Raw genomic sequence first — 21059 nt, 5'->3', positions numbered from 1 at the left:
GCTTACGTGTGAGGCACCGTGTTGATGACGCCGATGAAGAGGAGCGCGCCGGTGCGCTCGTCGCGCAGCGCCATCACGAACGGGTGGTCGACGATGAACGTGCGCGCCGGAGGCATCATGACCGACGTCATCCGCATCTCGACGGACGTCGCCGCAGCCGCCGTGGTTCCTTGCTCGTCCACGCGCACGTAGGTCTTGTGAACGACGCTTCCGAGGCGAATCGTACCGGCCGGTGGATGCATCGGCGAGAAGTCGGCATTGCGACTGAAGGCGACGCCCATGCCCATCGCTTCTAGGAGCGGCTCGAGCTGCGCTTGGTACTCCGCGGTGAAGCGCGGTAGCCCGACGCGAACGTCTTCGGCGCGCAGCGCGCGAAGCGCGTGATCGAAGGCCGAGGCGCTGAGGCCGCGCACGAGCGCCGCGGCGTCCTTGCCGTTCGGCAGAAGAATGTACGCTGCGTAGCCGCCGTTCTTACCGTAGGGAAGGCGCAGGACGCGAAACGTCGGCAGATCGGCGGTTCGAAACGTTGCGCGTTGCATCATCATCTGCACGTCGTGCTTCGTGCCGTCTGCATCGGTGAACGGCTGGCGGCTCGTCTCGCCGCGATCGAACGGTGCCGTCCAGTCGGCTTTGAAGGCGAGTGCATTCGTGAGGTAGGCGAAATCCATCGGGCTCGTGCTGTCGACGATGTGGTCGATCAACCCGAGGGTATGCGCGCGCGTCCACGCATTGATGGCCTGCGCGGCCGACGGGTCGCCGAAGTGCACGGCTCGCGCCTCGGCTCGATAGCCGCGTCGAAGCAATGCGACGTAACGCGAGCTCGGCGGGATATCCTGCCGCAGCCAGATCGCGTTCGCGATGCCGACGCGGGCGTCGGAATTCGATTCGAGCGAGGCGATAAGCGCCGCATTCGCCGGCGCGACGTCCGTAGCGCGCAATGCGAGCGCGTGCAGAATCGCCGTACGGGTGCTTCCCGCAGCGCCGTCGGCGGCCATCGCCAAGGCGATGCCGAGGCTCACCGGCGATAGGAAGACATTTTCGGCGTGCGATTGCCCCGCGAGCCGTTGGAGCACGGCAATACCGAAGGCGTTGTAGTTGGCGGGGGCGGCGGCACCGAGGCAGCACACGGCGGCCGTGAGGACGAGCAAGCGCTTCATGCCGTCTACTTCGCGGCGATCGTTGCGCCTCCCAGCACTTCGTCAGTGCCGCAGTCCAGGAGCGCGACGAGCTGCCCGGGCGCGACGGCTCGCTGCGGCGCCTCGAAGGCGAGTTCGAGCCGGTCGCCGTCTATGCTTGCCTGGGCCGCGACCGGGGCGGCGCGATAGCGGATCATCGCGCGGACCGGTGTCTGCCGCTCGCGCAAACGCTCCGGCCGTATGAGGCTGACCTCGCGGGCGACGAGCGCGCCGGAGAGCAGCTCTTCCTCCCGCCCGATCGTTATCGTGTTCGACGCCGCGTCGATGCGCGTGACGTATCGCGCGCTGCCTGCATCGGCAATTCGGGCGCGCTGGCCGATCGTGTAGCGCGCGACGCCGGCGTGCGTTCCCACGCGATCTCCGCCCGCGTTCACGACGTCGCCGCGGCGATCAATGCCGGGGTTCAAGCGTGCGAGCAGATCGCGGTAGTCGCCGCCTTCGACGAAGCAGATGTCTTGCGACTCTCGTTTGTCGTGCACCGGTAGGCCCAGCCTGCGCGCGTGCGCCCGCGTCGCCGGCTTATCGAGCTCTCCGAGCGGCAGAAGCAGCATCGAAAGCTGCTCGGGCGACACCTGCGCGAGCGCATACGCCTGGTCCTTTTCGTGCGCGTTGCGGAAGAGATGCGGGCCGTCGACGCGATGCTCGAGGCGCGCGTAGTGCCCGGTTGCAACGTGTGCCGCGCCGAGCTGCCGGGCGTAGCGCGCGAGCGTTCCAAGCTTCACGTAGTTGTTGCACGAGACGCACGGGTTCGGCGTGCGCCCGTGCACGTAGTCGTCGACGAAACGCGCGACGACCCCGCGACGGAACGCCTCCTTGAAATCGAGGACGTAATGCGGAATCCCCAATGCCGCGGCGCTCGCGCGCGCGTCGTCGAAGTCGTCGACGCCGCAACAGCTTTTCGCATGCGCGGGCCGCGTGGGCTCGTACATCTTCATCGTCACGCCCACGACGTCGTAGCCCGATTCCACCAAAAGGCCGGCTGCGACCGCGGAGTCGACGCCGCCGCTCATCGCCGCGACGACGCGCTGCTTGCTCATTTGCTGCACCAGGATAACATTGCACCGAGTATAACAGAAGAGACGATGCCGGCGCTCGGTCAGCGATTTCGTGCCGCGAGGGAAGCCCGCGGCCTCGCTATCGCTGAGGTTGCCGAACAGATTCGGATTCGTGCCGTCTATCTTGCCGCGATCGAGAACGAAGCCTGGAGCGAGATCGGTGCCCCGATCTACATTCGCGGCTTCTTGCGCACGTACGCGCGCTTCCTCGGGCTCGATGCCGAGGAGGCCGTCGCAGCGTTCAATCTCGGAGAGGGCGAGCGCGGGGCCATCGTGCCGGCGCGGGGCGATCTCGCGGACATCGAGCGCGCCGGCGGGCACCGCGGCCTGCAGCTCTCGCCGCTGATCTGGATCGCGTCGCTGGTCGCCGTCATTCTCATCGCGTTCGTGGTGTACAACGAGCTGACGCTTCCGAAGCCGTCGCCGGTTGCTTTCTTGGCGACGGCCTCGCCGCTGCCGCCCGCCTCGCCGCTGCCGGCTGCTGCAGCGGCGATGCCGAGCCTCTCACCGAGCGCGCTACCGAGCGGCAGCGCGCCACCGAGCGGCAGCGCGCCACCGAGTGCCGGCCCACTTGCATCCGGTGCCCACGTCGTCACGCTGCGCCTAACGGGGTTATGCTGGATCGAGGTCGCCGTCGACGGCGCCGTGGCGAGCGAAGGAACCTTCGCGGCCGGCACCGTCAAGACGTTCACCGGAAGGAACATCGACGTTCGCGTCGGGAACGCAGGGGCTGCCGACCTGGTGCTCGATGGGCAAGACCTCGGGAAGATGGGTGCGGCCGGACAAGTCGTCGAGCGGAGTTTTGCCTCATAGATGCCGAGCGAATCCTCATTTGACGTGGTTTCACGAGTCGACGGGCAAGAGTTAGACAATGCCCTAAATCAAGCGCGCCGCGAGATCGCGAACCGCTTCGATTTCAAGAACTCGAAAACGACGATCGAAAACGATGCGAAGTCGATCACCGTCGTCTCGGACGACGAAATGAAGATGCGCAACGTCGTCGATATCATTCAGTCAAAAGCGGTCAAGCGCGGCGTCGACATCAAAGCCTTTGAAGTCGGCGCACTGGAGCCGGCTGCGAGCGGCACCGTGCGCCGGGTTATCACGCTGCGCTCGGGCATTCCCAAAGACAAAGGGAGAGAGCTCGTCGAGAAGATCAAGGGACTCAAGGCGAAGGTCACCGTGCAGTATCAAGACGAGCAGATTCGCGTGTCGGGCAAGAGCAAGGACGATCTCCAGCGCGTCATCGCCACGCTCTCGACGATGGATTTCGAGCTGCCGCTGCAGTTCGTCAACTATCGCTAACGCATGCCTAGGAGTCTGTCGGACGTAGGCGCATTCCCGTCTCCGGGTCGCCTTTTGCCCGAATACTTCGTTGCTCATCGGTCACGAAGCTACGGCTTCGCTCCCTCATCGCGCCTCGTCTTCGAACAAAATGCGGCGCCGGAATCCGGAAATGGCCCAAGCTCGACAAACTCTTAGCGTTTCCCTCATCAGCCTCGGCTGCGCAAAGAACTTGGTCGACAGCGAGGTGATGCTCGCGAAGCTCGGCGCTGCCGACTGGGCGATCGAGCCCGACAGCGAGCGCGCCGACGCCATCATCGTGAACACGTGCGCCTTCATCGATCCGGCGAAGGCCGAGTCCACCGAGCGCATACTCGAGTACGCGCAGCGCAAGCGGCCCGGTCAGCAGTTGATCGTCGCCGGCTGTCTCGCGCAGCGCTACGGTGAGCAGCTCGCGCAGCTGATCCCGGAGATCGACGGTATCGTCGGTACCGGAGCGTACGCGTCGATCGCCGAGATCCTGACGCAAGCACGCGGCGGCGCCCGGCCGGTGCGCACGGAGTACGTGGAGGAGCCCGAGCACGCGTTCCTTCCTCGGCTCGTGACGACGCCACGCGCCACGGCGTATCTCAAGATTGCCGAAGGATGCGATCACCCGTGCACCTTCTGCATCATTCCGGCGCTACGCGGCGCTTTTCGTAGTCGCAGTGAAGACTCGATCCTAGCCGAAGCGCGCGCGCTCGCCGGCGGCGGCGCAAAGGAGCTCGTTCTCATCGCGCAGGACACGTCGATGTGGGGGCGCGATCGCGGCATCCGCCGCGGTGGCCTCGCGCGGTTGTTGCGACGCTTGCATGAGATCGACGGCGTCGAATGGATCCGCTTGCTCTACCTCTACCCCGCGACTGTCGACGAAGAACTCATCGACGCGATCGCGTCATTGCCGAAAGTCTGCAACTACATGGACATGCCGCTGCAGCACGCGCACCCCGACATGCTGCGAGCGATGCGCCGGCCGTCGAACGGCGAGCGGTACCTCGAAATTCTAGAAGAGTTTCGCCGGAAGATTCCCGGCGTCACGATGCGCTCGACGTTCATCGTCGGCTTTCCGGGCGAGCGCGAGGAGCACGTCGCATACCTGGAGGAGTGGCTCGCGCGCGCGCAACTCGATCGCGTCGGCTTCTTCGAGTACAGCGCCGAGGAAGGAACGCCCGCGGCATCGCTCGCGCAGAGCGTTCCGCCACGCGAGCGGCGGCGGCGCCTCGTCCGATTGCGCGAAGCGCAGCGTCGGGCGTCCGAGCGCGCCCGCGCCCGGCGGGTAGGAAGCGTCGTGCGCGTGCTCGTAGAGGAGCGGCGCTCGTTGCGTGCCGGGAGCCCGCTTCGCGAACGCTTGGGTTGCGCGTCGGCCTGGTACGGGCGCTCGGAAGGCGAAGCGCCGGGCGTCGACGGTGGCATCTACTTTACGGGCGAGGTGCGCGCGGGCACGTTCGTCGAGGTCGTCATCGAAGGGCATGCAACCTTCGATTCGCTCGGCCGCGTTTGTGCGGAGGAGATAGTCGGTGAATAAGCATCTTGCGGTACGCAACAGTTTCTTCCGCAGGCCGCCGCGCAACGTGCGGCGGGCACTGATCGTCGCTGCGCTCGTCTGCGTCGGGCTGGCGTCGGTTCTCACGGGCTACATCGTCATCGGTAGGCACAATCCGCTCATCGAGTTGTCGCGCGCCTTCATCCCAAGTCCGCAGCAGGTCTTCGGCAAGCAGAACCTGCTCGTGCTCGTGGAAGGCCTCGACTACGATTACACCGCGACCGATCAGCCGTTCTCGTCGCAATCGCGAAGCGACGTCATCTGGGCGGTCAACTTCGATTTTGCGAACCATCGCATCTACGAGCTCTCCGTGCCGCGCGACATGCTCGCGACGTTCCCCGACGGCAGCCGGCGCAAGATCAACGAGGCGCAGTCGGACGGCGGCACACGGGAAGCCGAGCACGTCGTCGCGGGGTTCCTGGGCATTCCCGGCTTCGACCGCTACGCGGTCCTTCGCATCAACGCGGCGCGCGAAGTTATCGATGCGATCGGCGGCGTCAACGTGGACGTGAAGAACTCCGACTGTCTCATGACGCCGCACCACTGCGTCAATGGACCGATCGACTACGACGACACGTGGGGGCACCTGCACATCCACTTGAAGCCGGGAATGCAGCATCTGAACGGCGGACAGGCGGTCGGCTACGCGCGCTTCCGGCACGACTGGTGCAGCGACCCATGCCGCATCATGCGCCAGCAGCAAGTCGCGCGCGCCGTGCTCGAAAAGCTCAAAGGGGACAAGCTTTCGACGCTCTTGCATTTGGGGCAGCTCATCGGCATCGTTCACGCAAACCTCGTCACGAACCTGACGCAGAGCGAGATGCTTTCGATCGCCGACTACTACGCCGACATCACGCCCAAGGAGTTTCACTCGACGCAAGTGCCGTATACCGGCGATGTCCAGCTCGCCGACGGCGACGATCTCATTCCCGACGACGCCGCGAAGGCGAGGCTCGTGCAAACGATGCTCGTCGCGCCGCCGACGCCGACGCCCGCACCGCCGAGCACGATGGCGCTTGCCGCAATTCCGCCCTCGACCTTGCGCGTTGACGTCGAGAACGGCAGCGGCGTGCAAGGCGCGGCGCACCGCGTCGCCGAGCACCTGCGCAAGGCCGGATTTCAGATCGGCGACATCGGCGACGCAGCAAATACCAACCTCCCGACGTCGGAGATCCAGGTGCACTCGGCGGTGCTCTTCGCCGGCGCTCGCGTACGCGAAGCCATGCCGGGACCGTGGCAAAACGTGAGCATCGTCGACGCGGGCGCATCTCCTTCGCCGCAGACGAGCGACGTGACGATCATCGTCGGGCGCGATTTGGCGCGCCCGGAATGAAGCGAGCCGTGCTCGTGCTTGCCGCGGCCGCCGCGCTCGCGGCGGTGGCGTTCGGCGTGCGCGAGTTCTTCCACGTGAGCAACCGTACCGCAGCCATTCTCACTCCGACGATGAACGTCCACAAAGAGTTCTCAGGCGCGCTCGGACCACGCTTGTATCGTGCGCTCCACTCGCGCCCAGCGATCGTTCCTGGCGAGCGCAGCCGTCTCGTGGCGCTGACGTTCGATGACGGTCCGTATCCGATCTTCACGCCGCTGCTACTCGACCGCCTCAGGGATCTCCACATACCGGCGACGTTCTTTCTCATCGGTCGCGATGCGGAGCAATGGCCGGAGCTGGCGCAGCGCATCGAGACCGCGGGCAACGAGATCGGCGATCACACGTACTCGCATCCCGATCTCGATCGCGAAACGCCGGCGGTCGTGCGCAGCGAGATACTTCGCGGCCGAGACGTGCTGTGGGCCCTCACGCACGACCCCTCCGTCAATTGGATGATGCGTCCGCCGCACGGCCGGTACACCGAGCAGACGCTTCGCATCGCTCAGCGCCTCGGCTATCACGTGATTCTCTGGACCGACGATAGCGGCGATTGGCGCACCATACCTTCAGCACGCATCGTGGCTCACGTCGAGCACTTCGCGACGCGGCCTGATATCGTGCTGCTGCACAACGGTAAACTCGCGACGATCGAGGCCTTGCCTGCGATCGTGGAGGCCTTTCGTGCAGCGGGCTACCGATTCGTAACCGTGCAGCAGCTGCTGCGCTATCTGGGAGCGGGGGCCGTGAACCATCCCGTGCGCCGTTCGATCTAAGCCGCCCGCACAGTGCCTCGAAGCATCATCGATACGGAATCGAGCCGCGGACGTCTCGTGCGAAGGCGCATCGTCGTCGCGCTCGTGCTGATAATCATCGTGGCTGGCGTGGCTTTCGGCGCGTGGAGGGGGCTGCACCGCACGGGCCCGGCCGCTTTTCAAGGAAAGTCGGCCCCTCGCTTGAACGTGAGGCCTCGTGAACACGCCACGTAAGCTTACCTATGGGCTGGTTGCCCTGTGTCTGGTCGCGCTCGTGGCCGCGTGCGCCGGCAACACGGGAACGACCTCTAGCTTGAACATCGGCCCGAACTTTCCTAAGGGTACGCTCTACGTGGCGAACAGCACGCAGAACGGCATCTCGATGTATGCGGCAAACGAGGCAACCGGTAAAGGCCCCATCAATCAGATCGGCGGCAGCAGTACCCAGCTCAACGGTCCGCAGTACTTGGCGTTCGACGGAAGCAACAATCTCTGGGTCACCAACTACAACGCGAGCACGCAGGCGGCAAGCGTCGTCGAGATCGAATCGCTGGCAACCGGAAACGTGCTTCCGATCGGCGTTATTCGCGGAGCGAGCGATGGCGTCGTTCGTCCGCGCGGCATCGCCATCGACGCGACGAACAAACAGGTCGTCATCGCAAACGTCAATCCAGCGGCGGGATCGCCGTTCGAGAGCCAGCTCCTCGTTTATGCGACGGGCGACGCCGGTGCCGGCGGCATCGTTCCCGGCCAGATCATCGCCGGACCGAACACGGGAATGAACGTGCCGAGTGGCGTTGCGGTGAACGGCTACACGGCGTACGTGACCAACCTCCAAGGCGCGTCGGTCGAAGCATTCGTCGTTCCGAGTCCGACGCCGACGCCCGTGGCGACCGCGACGCCTGCCCCCACGGCGACGCCCGCGCCGACGCCGTCGGGACAGACGCCCACACCATCTCCGACGCCCAGCCCGACGCCCACGCCGGAGAATCTCGCGCCGACGCTCACGCTCGCGGGCGGGCTCACCGGGCTCACGCAGCCGAGCGGCATCGCGCTCGACGCGAGCGGCAATCTCTATGTATCCGATGAGGGCAGCATCTCGGTGCCGCCCAGCATCCTCGTCTTTCCGGCAGGGCTGACCGGCACGCAGAACGTGCCGCCGTCCTGTAAGATCAGCGGGACGAGCACGAACCTCTTTGCGCCCACGGACGTCGCGGTGGACACGAGCGGAAACATCTACGTCGCGGATACCACGGTGGCTGGCGCAGGCGTCGTGTACGTCTTCACCGGCATCTCACCGACCTGCGGAACCGCCAACGTGGCGCCGTCGAGGACCTACACTTCTCCGGGCGTACCGATCGGTTTGGGCCTCGTTCCGTAAGGAGCACCCGCACCCATCGATTCATTGTCAGCGCTCACGCGCCTCGCGATTGCGACCACCGCCGAAGAACGAGCGGCGGCAATCGCAGAGGTTTGTTCGCGCATGCTCGAAACCGCAGGAGCGCTGGAGCTTGCCGAGCGGCAGTCGCGCGAGAGTCGTCTGCTCGCAATGGTCAACGAGCGGCTGCACAAGTCGCTCGACCGGCGCGAGCTGCTGGCGGGAATCACCGAAGGCGTGCGCGCGGCGTTCGACGCCGATCGCTGCATCGTCTACGAGCGCGGCGCGTCCGACGCACGCGCGCTCGTCGTCGCTGAAGCGACGTCACGCGCTCCGCTTGCAACGTCAATTGCAATCGACGGCGATCTGCGCAAGGTCTTCAGCGGCTTGACCCTTCGCCGCGAGCGCCTGCCTGAGCGTGCGGCGGCGTACGGCGACGGAGCGCGCAGCGCGATCGCGATGCCGTTCATCGTCGACGGACGCGTCGAAGACGCGATGCTGCTCGTCTTCAACGAACGGCGAACGTTGGACGATTCCGATGTCGGCGCACTGCGCGTGCTCGCATTTCACGTAGGCCTCGCGCTCTCGAACACGCGGCTCTACGAACGGGAGCGTGCGCGACGCCGCCAAGCGGAGACCCTCGAGCGCGTCGTGCGCATCCTGCGCGACACGCAATACGTGGACGAGGTCTTGCTCGTCTTCGTCGTTACGGTGTCGCACGAGCTCGGCGTTGATTGCGCGGCGTACGGGATCGAGGACGAAAGGCTGGAGCGCCGTGCGGTACGCCTGCGAGAGACGAGCAGTTTCACGCCCGAGGCATCGATTCTGCGCGCCGGCCTGGAGCAGCAGCTCTCCCTGGAAGACCCATCCGACGCTGAGCTGCTGCCCGCGGATACGCGCCGTGCGCTCTTCGGCGAAGCGGGCGGCGTGCTCGTTGCGTTGCGAACCGAGGCGCGGCTGTGGGGGGCGTTCATCGTGCGGTCAGACTCCGGGCTCGCGGAATGGGCACCCGAGGATCGCGCGACGTTCTTTCGCACGCTCGGCTCGCATCTCGAGATCGCATTGACGAACGCGTACGCGTACGAGCGCGAGCTGCGCCGCGCGCAGGAGCGCGAGACGCTGGCGGAGGCTGCGCGTACGATTCTCAGCCATACGGCGCTTCGGCCGCTCGCCGACGTGATGTGCCGTTTCGCGGCGACGCTCGTGCACGCCGACCGCACCTGCGTGCTGCGCTGGGACGGCGCATCGTACGAGCGCGTCGGGATGTACGGACAGGATATCGAGCGGACGCTCGCGGCGAGCGGCTTCGACCTCACGCACCGCGCGCAGCGCCCGGCGATGACGGCCTCGACCGACGATCGTCGCGTGCAGCGTTTGACGGACGGACCGGGTTACGTCGTCATTCCGCTCTCGCGTACTGCGTCGGATCTCTCCGGCGACACGATCGATGCGTTCCTCATCGTGGGGAGCAACCGGCCGGTGCGCTTCGCGCGTGACGATCTTCGCTTGCTGCAGGAGCTCGGTGCGCTGCTCGCGCTGGCGCTGCGCAACCTCGATCTGTACGAGGCCATGCAGCGCGCCAACCGCGCGTTGCACGAGTCGAATGAGTTCAAGGACGACCTGCTCGCGATGCTCGCGCACGACTTCAAGGGCCCGCTCACCGTCATCCTCGGCTATTGCGAGCTCTTGCTCGAGGCCGAGCACGACGTGGATGAAGTGAAGCGCATCTTCGAACAGACGAACCGGCTCGTGCGTCTTTCGGAGGATGCGCTGATTCTCGCACAGACGCAGTCGGAAGGGTTTTCGCTGGCGCGCAACGTCGTCGATCTCGGTGCGTTCGTCGCGCGTTGCGTGCACGCCGTCGCAGGGGAGAGCGCGCGCGTCACGCTCGAGCTGCCTGCGGAGCCGGTGAGCGTGAGCTGCGACGGGAACCGCTTCCGCCACGTCATCGACAACGTCGTGCAAAACGCGCTGAAGTACTCCGAAGGCCCGGTGCACGTTGCCGTGCATGCCGAGGGCAACGAGGCGCGCATCGACGTCACGGATCGTGGAATCGGCATCCCTCGCGACGAGCTGACGGCGCTCTTCACGCGTTTCGGCCGGGCGAGCAACGCCCGTCGCCGGGGGATCGCCGGCTCGGGGGTGGGCCTCTACATCTCGAAAAAGATCGTCGACGCGCATCGGGGAACGGTGAGCGTGCGGTCTATAGAAGATGAGGGGACGACCTTTACGGTGGCTTTGCCCCTCGCACGAGCAGAAGTAGAAAAAGAGCTGAAGTAAGAGATAATGGCATTTCTCAAGGCCCTGATCGACGGGAACGAACGAGAGGTCGCGCGCCTACGGCGTACGGCCGAGCGCGTCAACACCTTCGAAGAGCCCATGAAGGCGCTCTCCGACGACGAGCTGCGGGCAAAAACGCCCGAGTTCCGCGGCCGCCTCGAAGCGGGTGAGACGCTCGACGACCTGCTGCCCGAGGTCTTCGCGGTCGCTCGCGAGGCGAGTCGTAGAGCGCTTGGCATGCGTCCGTTCGACGTCCAGATCATGGGTGGCCAGGTGCTCTACGAAGGCCGCATCGCGGAGATGAAGACCGGCGAAGGCAAGACCCTCGTCGCGACCCTTCCCGTCTACGCGCGGGCGCTCGAGGGGCGCGGCGTTCACGTCGTGACCGTCAACGACTACCTTGCCCGGCGCGACGCCGAGTGGATGAGCCCCGTCTACGAGTTTCTTGGGTTGAGCGTCGGCATCATCCAGCACGACCTCGACCCCGCGCAACGGCGTGCGGCCTATCTTTGCGACGTCACGTACGTGACGAACAACGAGGTCGGCTTCGATTATCTGCGCGACAACATGGCTTGGCAAGTCGAGGATCTCGTGCAGCGCGAGCTGTACTTCGCGCTCGTCGACGAGGTCGATTCGATCCTCATCGACGAGGCGCGCACGCCGCTCATCATCAGCGGCCCCAGCACCGAGGCGACGGAGCTGTACGAGAAGTTCGCCCAGATCGTCCCGCGTCTGCGTAAAGACGAAGATTTTACCGTCGACGAAAAGGCTCATGCCGTGCCGATCACGGAAGCCGGCGTTGCCAAAGTCGAGAAGATGCTCGGCATCCAGAATCTCTACGACCAGCGCAACATCGAGCTCACCCATCAGCTCAACGCGGCGTTGAAGGCTTGGCATCTCTTTCATCGCGACCAGCAGTACATCGTCAAGGAAGGCGAGATCATCATCGTCGATGAGTTCACCGGCCGGTTGATGTACGGGCGGCGATACTCCGACGGCATCCATCAGGCGATTGAAGCCAAAGAAGGCATCAAGGTTCGCGGCGAGGATCAGACGCTCGCCACCATTACGTTTCAGAATCTCTTCAGGCTCTACGATCACCTCGCCGGCATGACCGGCACGGCAAAGACGGAAGAGCGCGAGTTTCGCGACATCTACGGGCTCGACGTCGTCGTCATCCCGACGAACATGCCGATGGTTCGTAAGGATAACTCAGATATCGTCTTCAAGTCGGAAAAGGCGAAGTTCCAAGCCGTCGTCGACGAGATCGTGAACGAGCATCAGAAGGGCCGGCCCGTGCTCGTCGGGACGCGCTCGATCGAGAAGAGCGAGACGCTCGCGGCGATGCTGCGGCGCAAGGGCGTCGAGTGCAACGTGCTCAACGCCAAGTACCACGAGCAAGAGGCGGAGATCATCAAAGACGCCGGGCAGCCCGGGCAGGTGACGATCGCCACGAACATGGCGGGCCGCGGCACCGACATCAAGCTCGGCGACGGCGTCCCGCAAGCCGGCGGCCTGCACATCATCGGCACGGAGCGTCACGAGTCGCGACGCATCGACAACCAGCTGCGCGGACGCTCGGGGCGCCAAGGCGACCCCGGCTCGTCGCGGTTCTACGTTTCGCTGGAAGATGAGGTCATGCGGCTCTTCGGCGGCGAGCGCATGAACGCGATCATGGAGCGCGTCGGCTTCACCGACGAGGCGCCGATCGAATCGGGCCTCGTGACGAAGTCGATCGAACGCGCGCAGAGCAAGGTCGAGAATCACAACTACGAGATTCGCAAACACGTCCTCGAGTACGACGACGTGATGAATAAACAGCGCGAAGTGATCTACGGCGATCGCCGGGCGATATTGGAAGGTACGTTCGATACGCGCGCCTTCATGCTGCAGTCGCTCGAGGCGAAAGTCGACGAGGCGCTGGAGCACAACGCGCCCGAGAACGCGAGCCCGGCCGAATGGGACCTCACCGAGCTGCTGAACGCGCTCGAGGCGGTCTTCCCCATACGCAAGCGATTGTCGGAGACGAGCTTCGAGAAGAGAGACCGCGATGAGATTCGCGGCATGGTGCGTGCGGCCGCGATTGAGGCCTACGAAGAGAAGGAGCGCGAGATCACGCCGGAGTTGATGCGCGTCATCGAATCGCGCTATCTTCTGTTGCCGATCATCGACCGTCAATGGGTGGACCATCTCTATGTCATGGACCATCTCAAAACCGGCATCGGTCTGCGTGGCTATGGCCAGCGCGATCCGCGCGTCGAATACGAGAAGGAAGCCTTCGAGATATTCGAGTCGCTGAAGAACAACATCGCGGACGAAGCGATCAAAGGCGTCTTCCGCGTGGTGGTGGAGCAGGGCCCGGGCGCAGGCCAAGCGCCGCCTCCGCCGCCGTTCACCTTACCGCCGACGCAAAGCACGTCTCCGGAGCTGGTGCCGGTCGGCGCACCCATGGGGCCGCTGCCGCCGCCTCCCGGCCCGCGTCTGCAGCGCATGCACACCAACCGTGGCGACGACGAGCCGGCGAAGCCGACGCATCGCGACCAACCGAAAGTCGGACGAAACGATTTATGCCCGTGCGGCAGCGGCAAAAAATATAAGAAGTGCCACGGCGCCGCCGCATAAGGGGATAGGAGTTAAGCGATCCAAGACGAGCCCTCCTGTCCCGGGCCATCGGCGCCGAGCCTCTGAGCGCAAAGCCTTATGCTGCAAGGCTTTGCGGCGCATGGGCTCTTAGCGGTGCTAAATCAAGGCCTGCAAAGCCCCGAGTTCGTCACGTGGGCCGCACAGCGCTACGCGATCGGCGTGCGGCGCTAAGCGATCTCGGCGCAACGCGCTAAGCGCGAATCTCTAAGCGATCGCGGGCATCGCAGTGTCGCGCAGCGTGGCGCGCATGGGGCGAGGGGCGTCACCGTTGCTTGCGCTCGATCCGAGCGGCTCGTATCTTCTAGCGGGGCGTAGGACAGGAGCAGCAGATCTGCGGCTCCTGTCCTACCACATCCGCGAGCTACTTCGTTATCGCCAGGCCTTTGAGCCTGCTGCTCCCGTTGATCGTGATGGTCGCTATCGGCGAGCCCGTGTACGGTGATGCGTACTCCGTCACGGTGCCGTTGCCAGAGTTCGCCACGAAGAGATCGCCGGAGGAATTGAGTGCCAGACCATAGGGAATGGTCACATCAGTGGTGATGGTCGCTATCGGCGCACCGGTGTACGGCGGTGCGTACTCCGTCACGTTACCGGGGGTATTAGCGTTCGCGACGAAGAGATCGCCGGAGGAGTTGAACGCCACGGCTACAGCAGCGGTCACGCTGTTTGTGATAGTCGCTATCGGCGCTCCGGTGTACGGCGCTGCGTACTCCGTCACGTTATTATCGTTCGCGATGAAGAGGTCGTCGGAGGAGTTGAATGCTACCCCTTCAGCACTGCCCACGCTGTTTGTGATAGTCGCTATCGGCGCTCCGGTGTAGGGCGGTGCGTACTCCGTTACGTTGCTGGTGCCGTTGCAATAGTTCCCTACGAAGAGATCACCGGAGGAGTTGAGTGCGACACCCTCAGCAGCGCATACGCCGTTGGAGACGGTCGCTATCGGCGCCCCCGTGTACGGCGGTGCATATTCGGTCACGGTGTTGGCTGCATGAGAGTTCGCGACGAAGAGATCGTCGGAGGAGTTGAGTGCCAGGGCCCATGGCTCGCCGGTCGAGATAGTCGTTGTCGGCGAGCCGCTGTACGGCGGGGCATACTCCATCACGGTGCCGTTGAAGTTCGCGACGAAAAGCGTCTGCGGCGGGGGTGTGCTCGGGGTGGGTGTGTTCGGGGTGATGCCACTCGAGTGGCAGCCAGAGAACCCCAGGGCGATCAAGGCAAGCCCAAGGCACGAAACCGATAGACACTTCATACTCAGGATACTCCTTCAGCAAAGCAGGACGAACGAGCAATTTCCCTTACGCATGAGAACCTTCTCCAAGGAACTAGCGATGCGTCAACCTAGCACGCGACCGTTCCCAAAACGTTCCGGCCCTTCTCACCCTCAGTTCACGTCGCGCCTACCGGTCGAGGTCGCGAGAAAAGCAACCAGCTCGGTGAGATCGTTGAAGTAGAGGCGCTGCCGAGTCGAGAGACGTTCGACGCTGCCGCGCCAGCGGCGAGCCCCCGGCGCTTCCTCGCTCTCGGTCTCCAACCAGAGATTGACCAAGAAGGCGTACTTGCGCCGACTCATGGCACGAAGATAGCGCACCGGCGTTCCCGTTCTGTTCCGGAACGCCTCATAGACCGGCCCGGAATGCGGGCGGAACGGTGCTGGTCTATGATTGGGCCGGACGAGAGCCCGATTCGGGCTGCGAGGCCTCGCAACTGGCTCTTGGTCAGGGCCTTGAGTCTCGCGACCACCTCGAGCCACGCCTCGCGCTCGCGCCTCGCATGCGGATACTCGGTGCAGACGCTTTGCGGATCGTGGACACGGCCTTCCTCGACCTCCTCGAGCGAGACGATTCGCTGCTATGGTGAACCATCATCCAGCATACACTACTTATCGCGATCTTCTTCAGATGGCGATTCGTAATCGCGCGGCAAGTCTCTGGATGTCACCTTTTTCTGCCATTTTCGAGCGCAGGTTCATAATGTACTGGCGATCGGCAGGATCAGAGAGCCTGGGTACGATCTCTTGCATAACGATTGGATCATAATCCTGAAAATAGGCTGCCATGGCCCTCTCACCGTTGCGCTGATTCCCAAGACGATCTAACCCCCTTGATGTTTCGAATGCCATTTTCTCAAAACCGCGACGACGGAGAATGATCCAAACCACGATAGTTATCGCGAGCACGATCAGGATCACTGGTAACGACAGAGGCGGCATCTTTGATACGATGAGAGACAAAGCTCCCGCCGCATGCCGCACGAGGGGAAGGGACGAGCCTTCTAGTCGGCTGATGATTTTTGGCCACCCTATGGTTTCTTTGATCCCGCCGTACACCCCAAAAAGCCCTGCGATAATCCCGATGATCGTGTCCGATAAGCGTAGAAGCCCTTTCACGCGACTCCAAATCTTATGCATCAGAACCCTCATGCTTAGCTCGCAGCCACAACCCATGGCGCGAAGGATGCTATTTCGAGAGAAGAGACTGAGGCAGTACGCTTGAGGCCAAGCATACGCACCTCCGGGCAGCATGGGTTCTGCAGTCGAGCGCTACGCCCTCGCTCGACTTAGTTGGTCCCGGCCTCGCCTAACGCGGCCAAGAGCTTGTCGCGGTTCTTGCGGTGCGGCATGCGCCCGGCGCGCGCGGCCTTGAGCGCCGCCAGCGATAGCCCCGTGCGGCTTTGCAGTTCCTTGAGGCTCACGGCTTTGAGCTTCGGGACTATGTCTCGCAGCCATGCCTCGCGCTCGCGCTGCGCATCCAGGTATTCCGTGTATACGCTCCCGGCGTCGTGGATCGAGCCTTCCTCAACCTCTTCAAGCAGATTCGACTCCTTGCCAATGAACCGAAGCTGCACGATCCGAACGTGCCTGCGACTCAGCAGGCCGATGGTTTGCTTTGTGCACGGCTTCCCATCCGGTCCCGCGCACTTGAGCTCCGGATGGTACTCGTACGCGCGCAGAACGTCGCCGTAGGTCTTGACTGCAGCCGTCTTGCGGCTCTGGACTTGCGAGGTCGTGATGCGGTAACGCTCGGTGCTGTACTCATCGATCCACGGCAGTGCGAGCCATTTTCGTGAGTCGGTCTCGTATGGCGCGATCAGGTGAAAGCGCTCCGGGTCAACGCCGATCGGACGGCCAAGCTCGCGCACCTGCGCACTGAGCAAGAAGTTGAACGGCTTGATCTGCTTGGCGTAGGGCTTACCGCGGTTGAAGGAAGCGAAGGCCCGCATCACCCACGGACTGCTCACGCTCACGCGCCCGATCGCGGGGAGCTTCTCGAAGCGCAGCGGTCCTGTCTTGAAGCTGAGCGCCTTGCGGAGAATGCGCAGCCACGCTTGCGCAATCCATTCACGGTCATCGGTGTCCGGGTCGGTGGGGTTGAGCAAATGCCCGAGCCCGTGTTCCGACCAGCGATCTTCGTCATTATTGATCTTATCCCGAAGCAACACTGGCGCGCCGTCCTTGTCGCGCAGGAAAAGAACGTAACGCTTGGCCGCGATCGCGTAGCACCACAGCTGCCGCTGCTTCTTGGTCTTCGGATCAACGTTGTCGTCCTCGATCTTCAGGACTGAACCGGGAACAGCGTCGCGATCGTACGGGTTCAACCGCGCGAATCGATCGACGATCTCGCGGACCTGATCCCATGAGAGTAGTTTGATTGCTTCGCAGCCGTTGCGCGCGTGATACGGGCCGCCGGGGCACGCGACAAGCCCGCCGCGCTTACTCGCGATGATCGCCATCGAGTCGGTGTCTTCCATGGCGTACGTGCGCGCAACGGATCGTCGCCGTAGCAGCTTCCGAAAGCCCGAAGTGCTTAACTTTACCTTGCTCGATTAGTCCTCTGACGGCGCCGGCGACATCTTCGATCGGCACACTCGGGTCCACTCGATGCTGGTAGAATAGATCGATCGCGTCAACCCTAAGGCGCTTGCGCGACGCCTCCGCGACCTCGCGAATATGCTTCGGCTTACTATTCAGACCGCCGAGGCGCTCGCCGGTCTTCGGATCGAGATTAAAACCGAACTTCGTGGCGATCACTACCTGTCCTCGAAACGGATCGAGGGCTTCGCCGACAAGCTGCTCGTTGCTGAACTGACCGTAGACTTCCGCTGTATCGAAGAAGGTTACGCCACGTTCTACCGCAGCTCGGATGAGGGTAATCATCTCTGCCTTGTTGCTGGCCGGGCCGTAGCTCGCGCTCATACCCATGCAGCCAAGTCCTAACGCCGATACTTCCAGGCTCTTTCCAAGTTTGCGTTTCATGCGTGATATTGTTCGTCGCTCATGGGCCTCGGCCTAGATGGAGCACGCGAGGACTGGGCGAGCGCGTCGCTTGGGTATCGAGCGTAGGCACTGTCGGACTGGAGACACGTCCCCTCGCCCTCCTCGCGCCAGGCGTGCTTGAGTTCCGCATAGCACTTGGCGCGACTCTTCATGTGGAAAGGCTCGGCAAGGCGTCCGCCCGCCGCAATGGCAGGTGGGGCGAGCGAGTGGAGGAACTAAAATAATAACGATATCGCCCGCTCGCAAGGAGGCCTTCGGTTATGGCCGCTTCTAGTATGGTCGCTTCTCGGCTAGGCATCGCGCTCGTCGTCCTCGCGCTTCTTTCGCTCGGCGCGTGTAAGAGCGTCGGCACGGCATTCAACCCGCCCGGCGGAGAAGTACCAGCGTCAAACACGCTGTTCGTAGCGAACTACGGCAATAGCACGGTGAACGAGTATCGCGCGCCGTTCACCGGTGCAGCCACGACGATCTCGAACGGCATTAATGGCCCGTATCCCTTGACGGTCGATAGCTCGGGCAATCTTTGGGTCGCGAACTATGGTAATAGCACCGTGACGGAGTATACGAAGGGAAACTATGCGGGCGCTCCCGCCGTGACCATCTCCAACGGAATCAATAACCCCGACGTCATCATTACCGACAGCTCCTCAGATGTCTTCGTTGCGAACGATAACGGCTCGGTTAATGAGTACGTTGCTGGCAACTATACCGGAGCGCCGGTAGCGATCAGCAACGGCGTCGACGGTCCCGACTTCGGGCTCGCCGTGGACTCGTCCGGCGACCTTTTCGTGTCAAACCATAGCAATAGCACGGTGACCGAGTATGCAAAGGGCAGCTATTCCGGCGCTCCGATTGCGACGATTTCGAATGGACTGAACGACCCCGCGCAGCTCGTCCTCGATTCCTCCGGAGACCTCTTCGTTGCCAACGCAAACAACAGCACTGTTACCGAATATGCGAGGGGCAACTACACGGGCGCACCCATTGCAACGATCTCGAACGGTGTTGACGACCCGTACGCCATCGCACTCGACACTTCCGGCGATCTCTTCGTCGCGAATTATACCATCGGTACAGTAACCGAATATACGAAGGGGAACTATACCAGTGCGCCGGCAACGACCATCACCGGCTTCGGCTCGTACATACAATCGCTCGCGATCGACAGTAAGGGCAGGCTCTTCGTTGCGGATTACGAGAACAGTGAAGTGAAGATCTACACGAAGGGCAGTTACACGGGCACGCCCACAGTCATCTCAGGCCTCAGCGAGCCGTACTACCTCGCGATCTACCCGAGGTAAGCCGAAGCAGTCACCAAATACCGAGCATCGCCGTCACGTCGTCGTGCTCTAAGCGCTCAATGCTGAACGATCTAAGCGCTTAGCGATCGCGCAGCTGCGCAGCGCCGTGCAACGTGGCGCGCATGGGGCGAGCCAATCGGGATGAGCTAGCAAGAAGCCTGATTGAAGAGCTGCTGCACAGCATCTCGCAAGCGTGGGTTGAGGCTGGGATCATTGAGGAAAGCGCTTGGCATGGGTCCCGTCATGAAGCCAGCAATAACTTATGAAGTTGGCGTAGTTTCGTAAAGGGCTAGGAACGTCTCGGGTGTCCTTCCGTCAAGACCGGCATGCGGGTGCGTGGTGTTATACTCGACGCGCCACTCTTCTGCGGTGTCGTTGAAGGCGAAGATCGTGCGAAAGCGATTGGGAATGAGGAATTCGTCGCGAACGCGAGCGTTAAAAGACTCGATAAAGGCATTCTGCGTCGGCTTGCCGGGCTCGATGAAGAGCAACTCCACTTCTCGCGAATCCGTATGCTCGCGCGGCTCGCGCCTTGCACGGTGCGACTGGCGCGTTCGTTTAGCCAGACCATGTCGTGCCGAATGGACGGCTTGGCTTGCCGAGAGCCCGGAAAAACGACCGGAATCGTCCGGCAGCGGCTCGAAAAGGACGGCCAATTGTGGGAATAGGGGGATCGTCCTTGCGCTACATGATAGCTCTGCTTTCTTTTCTGTTAGTTGCCGCTTCACCGCCCGCCGGCATGTCCGGAACGTGGGAAGGCACGATGAACGGACCCACCGGGCACATACGCCGCATCATGGTCATTACCAAAAGCGACGGCACCTACGATGTGACGATCCACAGCATCGACGAGAGCGAGGTGCCCATCGTCACGCACAAGGTCAAGGTAAACGGATCGACGGTGACGATGACGTTTGACATGGACACCGGGCCGTGGCTCGATTACCACCGGGTCTATCGTGCAAGACTGAACGCGAACGATACGACGATGGATGGAAGCTGGAGTAGCACCCAAGGGCCCTCGCTGAAGCTCGCGATGAACTACCATCGAGTCGCACATGCCTCGTGGCCAGTTCTTCGGCCAAAAGTTACGATGGTCGAAGTCCAGCCAGGCGTGACGGTCGAAGCGCTCGACTGGGGCGGCACGGGCCGTCCTGTGCTGTTCCTCGCCGGCCTCGGAAACACGGGGCACGACGTCTATGCGATCGTTCCCGGCCTCAGACAGCACTATCACGTGTACTCGATGACGCGTCGCGGCTTCGGAAACTCGAGCAAACCCGCGCCTACGCTCGCGAATTACTCAGTCGACCGTTTGGGAGATGACGTACTCGCGGTCATGAATGCGCTCGACATCGAGAAGCCTGTGCTCATCGGTCATTCGATCGCGGGCGAGGAGTTGAGCGACATCGGAACGCGATATCCGCAAAAGGTTGCCGGACTCGTCTATCTCGATGCGGGGTACTGGTATGCATACGACGGCGGTGGCACGCGACCGAATCTGAGTCCGCCGCCGGGACGCCCGCCCATGCCGCCGATCGGGATCGCCGTACTCGACGGAGCGCGATCATTCAAGGGGCCGATTGACGATCCGATCCTCGCGATCTTCGCGCATCCGCACGACGTCGACCGTATGGCAAGAACAGCGCAAGACAAAGCGCGGACGGCGAGAGAGAATGCCGACGATGCACGACAGATCAACGGCTTCAAGCGCGGCCTGCCGAATGCAAAAGTCATCGTTATCCCCTATGCCGATCACTTTGTTTATATATCGAATACGGACGAAGTACTGCGCGATATCAACGCGTTTATCGCGACCCTACCGAAGATCTAGCCACGATCATAGGCTAGCCGGCAAACAGGCCGCGCCTCCTGGAGCGACGGACATCACAGAGAATACCGCTTTGAGTCAAGCTGCTAGAGAGCTTAATCGAGCTGAAGCCGGG

At 63.1% G+C, this 21059-nt stretch carries 17 protein-coding genes and 1 pseudogene; 10 read left to right on the top strand and 8 right to left on the bottom strand.

Translation table 11 applies throughout. The annotated features are described in order from the left end of the window. Nucleotides 1-2: 2 nt before the first annotated feature. Both VMV82_02880 and mnmA read right to left on the bottom strand, forming a co-directional pair. Nucleotides 3-1157, bottom strand: coding sequence for a serpin family protein (locus tag VMV82_02880; protein ID HUY40492.1), 1155 nt, complete (start codon nt 1155-1157; stop codon nt 3-5). Between the two features lie 5 nt (nt 1158-1162). Continuing rightward, nucleotides 1163-2233, bottom strand: a complete 1071-nt coding sequence (gene mnmA / locus VMV82_02875) for a tRNA 2-thiouridine(34) synthase MnmA (protein ID HUY40491.1) — start codon at nt 2231-2233, stop codon at nt 1163-1165. Between the two features lie 45 nt (nt 2234-2278). Here mnmA and VMV82_02870 point away from each other — a divergent pair, with 45 nt between their 5' ends. From VMV82_02870 to secA, 8 genes are all read left to right on the top strand, one after another. Then, nucleotides 2279-3064 carry a RodZ domain-containing protein gene (locus tag VMV82_02870; GenBank protein ID HUY40490.1) on the top strand — a complete coding sequence of 262 codons (786 nt, stop codon included), beginning with the start codon at nt 2279-2281 and terminating at the stop codon, nt 3062-3064. After that, nucleotides 3065-3556, top strand: a complete 492-nt coding sequence (locus tag VMV82_02865; protein ID HUY40489.1) for a YajQ family cyclic di-GMP-binding protein — start codon at nt 3065-3067, stop codon at nt 3554-3556. Nucleotides 3557-3686: 130 nt separating this feature from the next. Further along, on the top strand, nt 3687-5099 hold the full coding sequence (gene rimO, locus VMV82_02860) for a 30S ribosomal protein S12 methylthiotransferase RimO (GenBank protein HUY40488.1): 1413 nt from the start codon (nt 3687-3689) through the stop codon (nt 5097-5099). Further along, a complete protein-coding gene (locus tag VMV82_02855; GenBank protein ID HUY40487.1) occupies nt 5092-6450 on the top strand; it encodes an LCP family protein in 1359 nt (452 codons plus the stop codon). The genes rimO and VMV82_02855 overlap by 8 nt, the downstream gene beginning before the upstream one ends. Next, the gene (locus tag VMV82_02850) at nt 6447-7262 is read left to right on the top strand and encodes a polysaccharide deacetylase family protein (protein ID HUY40486.1); all 816 of its coding nucleotides are present in this window, start codon (nt 6447-6449) and stop codon (nt 7260-7262) included. The genes VMV82_02855 and VMV82_02850 overlap by 4 nt, the downstream gene beginning before the upstream one ends. Before the next feature lie 196 nt (nt 7263-7458). After that, nucleotides 7459-8622: a hypothetical protein gene (locus tag VMV82_02845; GenBank protein HUY40485.1), complete on the top strand. Its 1164-nt coding sequence runs from the start codon at nt 7459-7461 to the stop codon at nt 8620-8622. A gap of 24 nt (nt 8623-8646) precedes the next feature. Continuing rightward, nucleotides 8647-10899, top strand: coding sequence for an ATP-binding protein (locus VMV82_02840; protein HUY40484.1), 2253 nt, complete (start codon nt 8647-8649; stop codon nt 10897-10899). A gap of 6 nt (nt 10900-10905) precedes the next feature. Continuing rightward, nucleotides 10906-13521 carry a preprotein translocase subunit SecA gene (secA, locus tag VMV82_02835; protein HUY40483.1) on the top strand — a complete coding sequence of 872 codons (2616 nt, stop codon included), beginning with the start codon at nt 10906-10908 and terminating at the stop codon, nt 13519-13521. 382 nt (nt 13522-13903) lie between these two features. Here the strand turns inward: secA and VMV82_02830 are convergent, their stop codons facing one another. The 5 genes and pseudogenes from VMV82_02830 to VMV82_02810 all read right to left on the bottom strand — a co-directional run bounded on the left by VMV82_02830 (nt 13904) and on the right by VMV82_02810 (nt 17794). Further along, complete coding sequence (locus VMV82_02830) at nt 13904-14644, bottom strand: hypothetical protein (GenBank protein ID HUY40482.1); 741 nt, start codon at nt 14642-14644, stop codon at nt 13904-13906. Nucleotides 14645-14923: 279 nt separating this feature from the next. Next, entirely contained in the window at nt 14924-15112 is a 189-nt protein-coding gene (locus VMV82_02825) for a hypothetical protein (GenBank protein HUY40481.1), read from the bottom strand. A gap of 324 nt (nt 15113-15436) precedes the next feature. Continuing rightward, nucleotides 15437-15949, bottom strand: coding sequence for a hypothetical protein (locus VMV82_02820; protein ID HUY40480.1), 513 nt, complete (start codon nt 15947-15949; stop codon nt 15437-15439). A gap of 149 nt (nt 15950-16098) precedes the next feature. Beyond that, entirely contained in the window at nt 16099-17271 is a 1173-nt protein-coding gene (locus VMV82_02815; protein HUY40479.1) for a hypothetical protein, read from the bottom strand. 25 nt (nt 17272-17296) lie between these two features. Beyond that, a pseudogene (locus VMV82_02810) lies at nt 17297-17794 on the bottom strand (aldo/keto reductase). A gap of 281 nt (nt 17795-18075) precedes the next feature. Here VMV82_02810 and VMV82_02805 point away from each other — a divergent pair. Next, on the top strand, nt 18076-19116 hold the full coding sequence (locus VMV82_02805) for a hypothetical protein (GenBank protein HUY40478.1): 1041 nt from the start codon (nt 18076-18078) through the stop codon (nt 19114-19116). Between the two features lie 260 nt (nt 19117-19376). Here the strand turns inward: VMV82_02805 and VMV82_02800 are convergent, their stop codons facing one another. Beyond that, nucleotides 19377-19772, bottom strand: a complete 396-nt coding sequence (locus tag VMV82_02800; protein HUY40477.1) for a transposase — start codon at nt 19770-19772, stop codon at nt 19377-19379. Nucleotides 19773-19879: 107 nt separating this feature from the next. Here VMV82_02800 and VMV82_02795 point away from each other — a divergent pair, with 107 nt between their 5' ends. Beyond that, a complete protein-coding gene (locus VMV82_02795) occupies nt 19880-20947 on the top strand; it encodes an alpha/beta hydrolase (protein HUY40476.1) in 1068 nt (355 codons plus the stop codon). Nucleotides 20948-21059: the final 112 nt, after the last annotated feature.

The organism is Candidatus Dormiibacterota bacterium, assembly GCA_035532035.1.
Lineage (GTDB): Bacteria > Vulcanimicrobiota > Vulcanimicrobiia > Vulcanimicrobiales > Vulcanimicrobiaceae > Tyrphobacter.
Note: the sequence above shows the minus strand (reverse complement) of the source record. Positions and strands in the feature narration are given on the sequence as shown.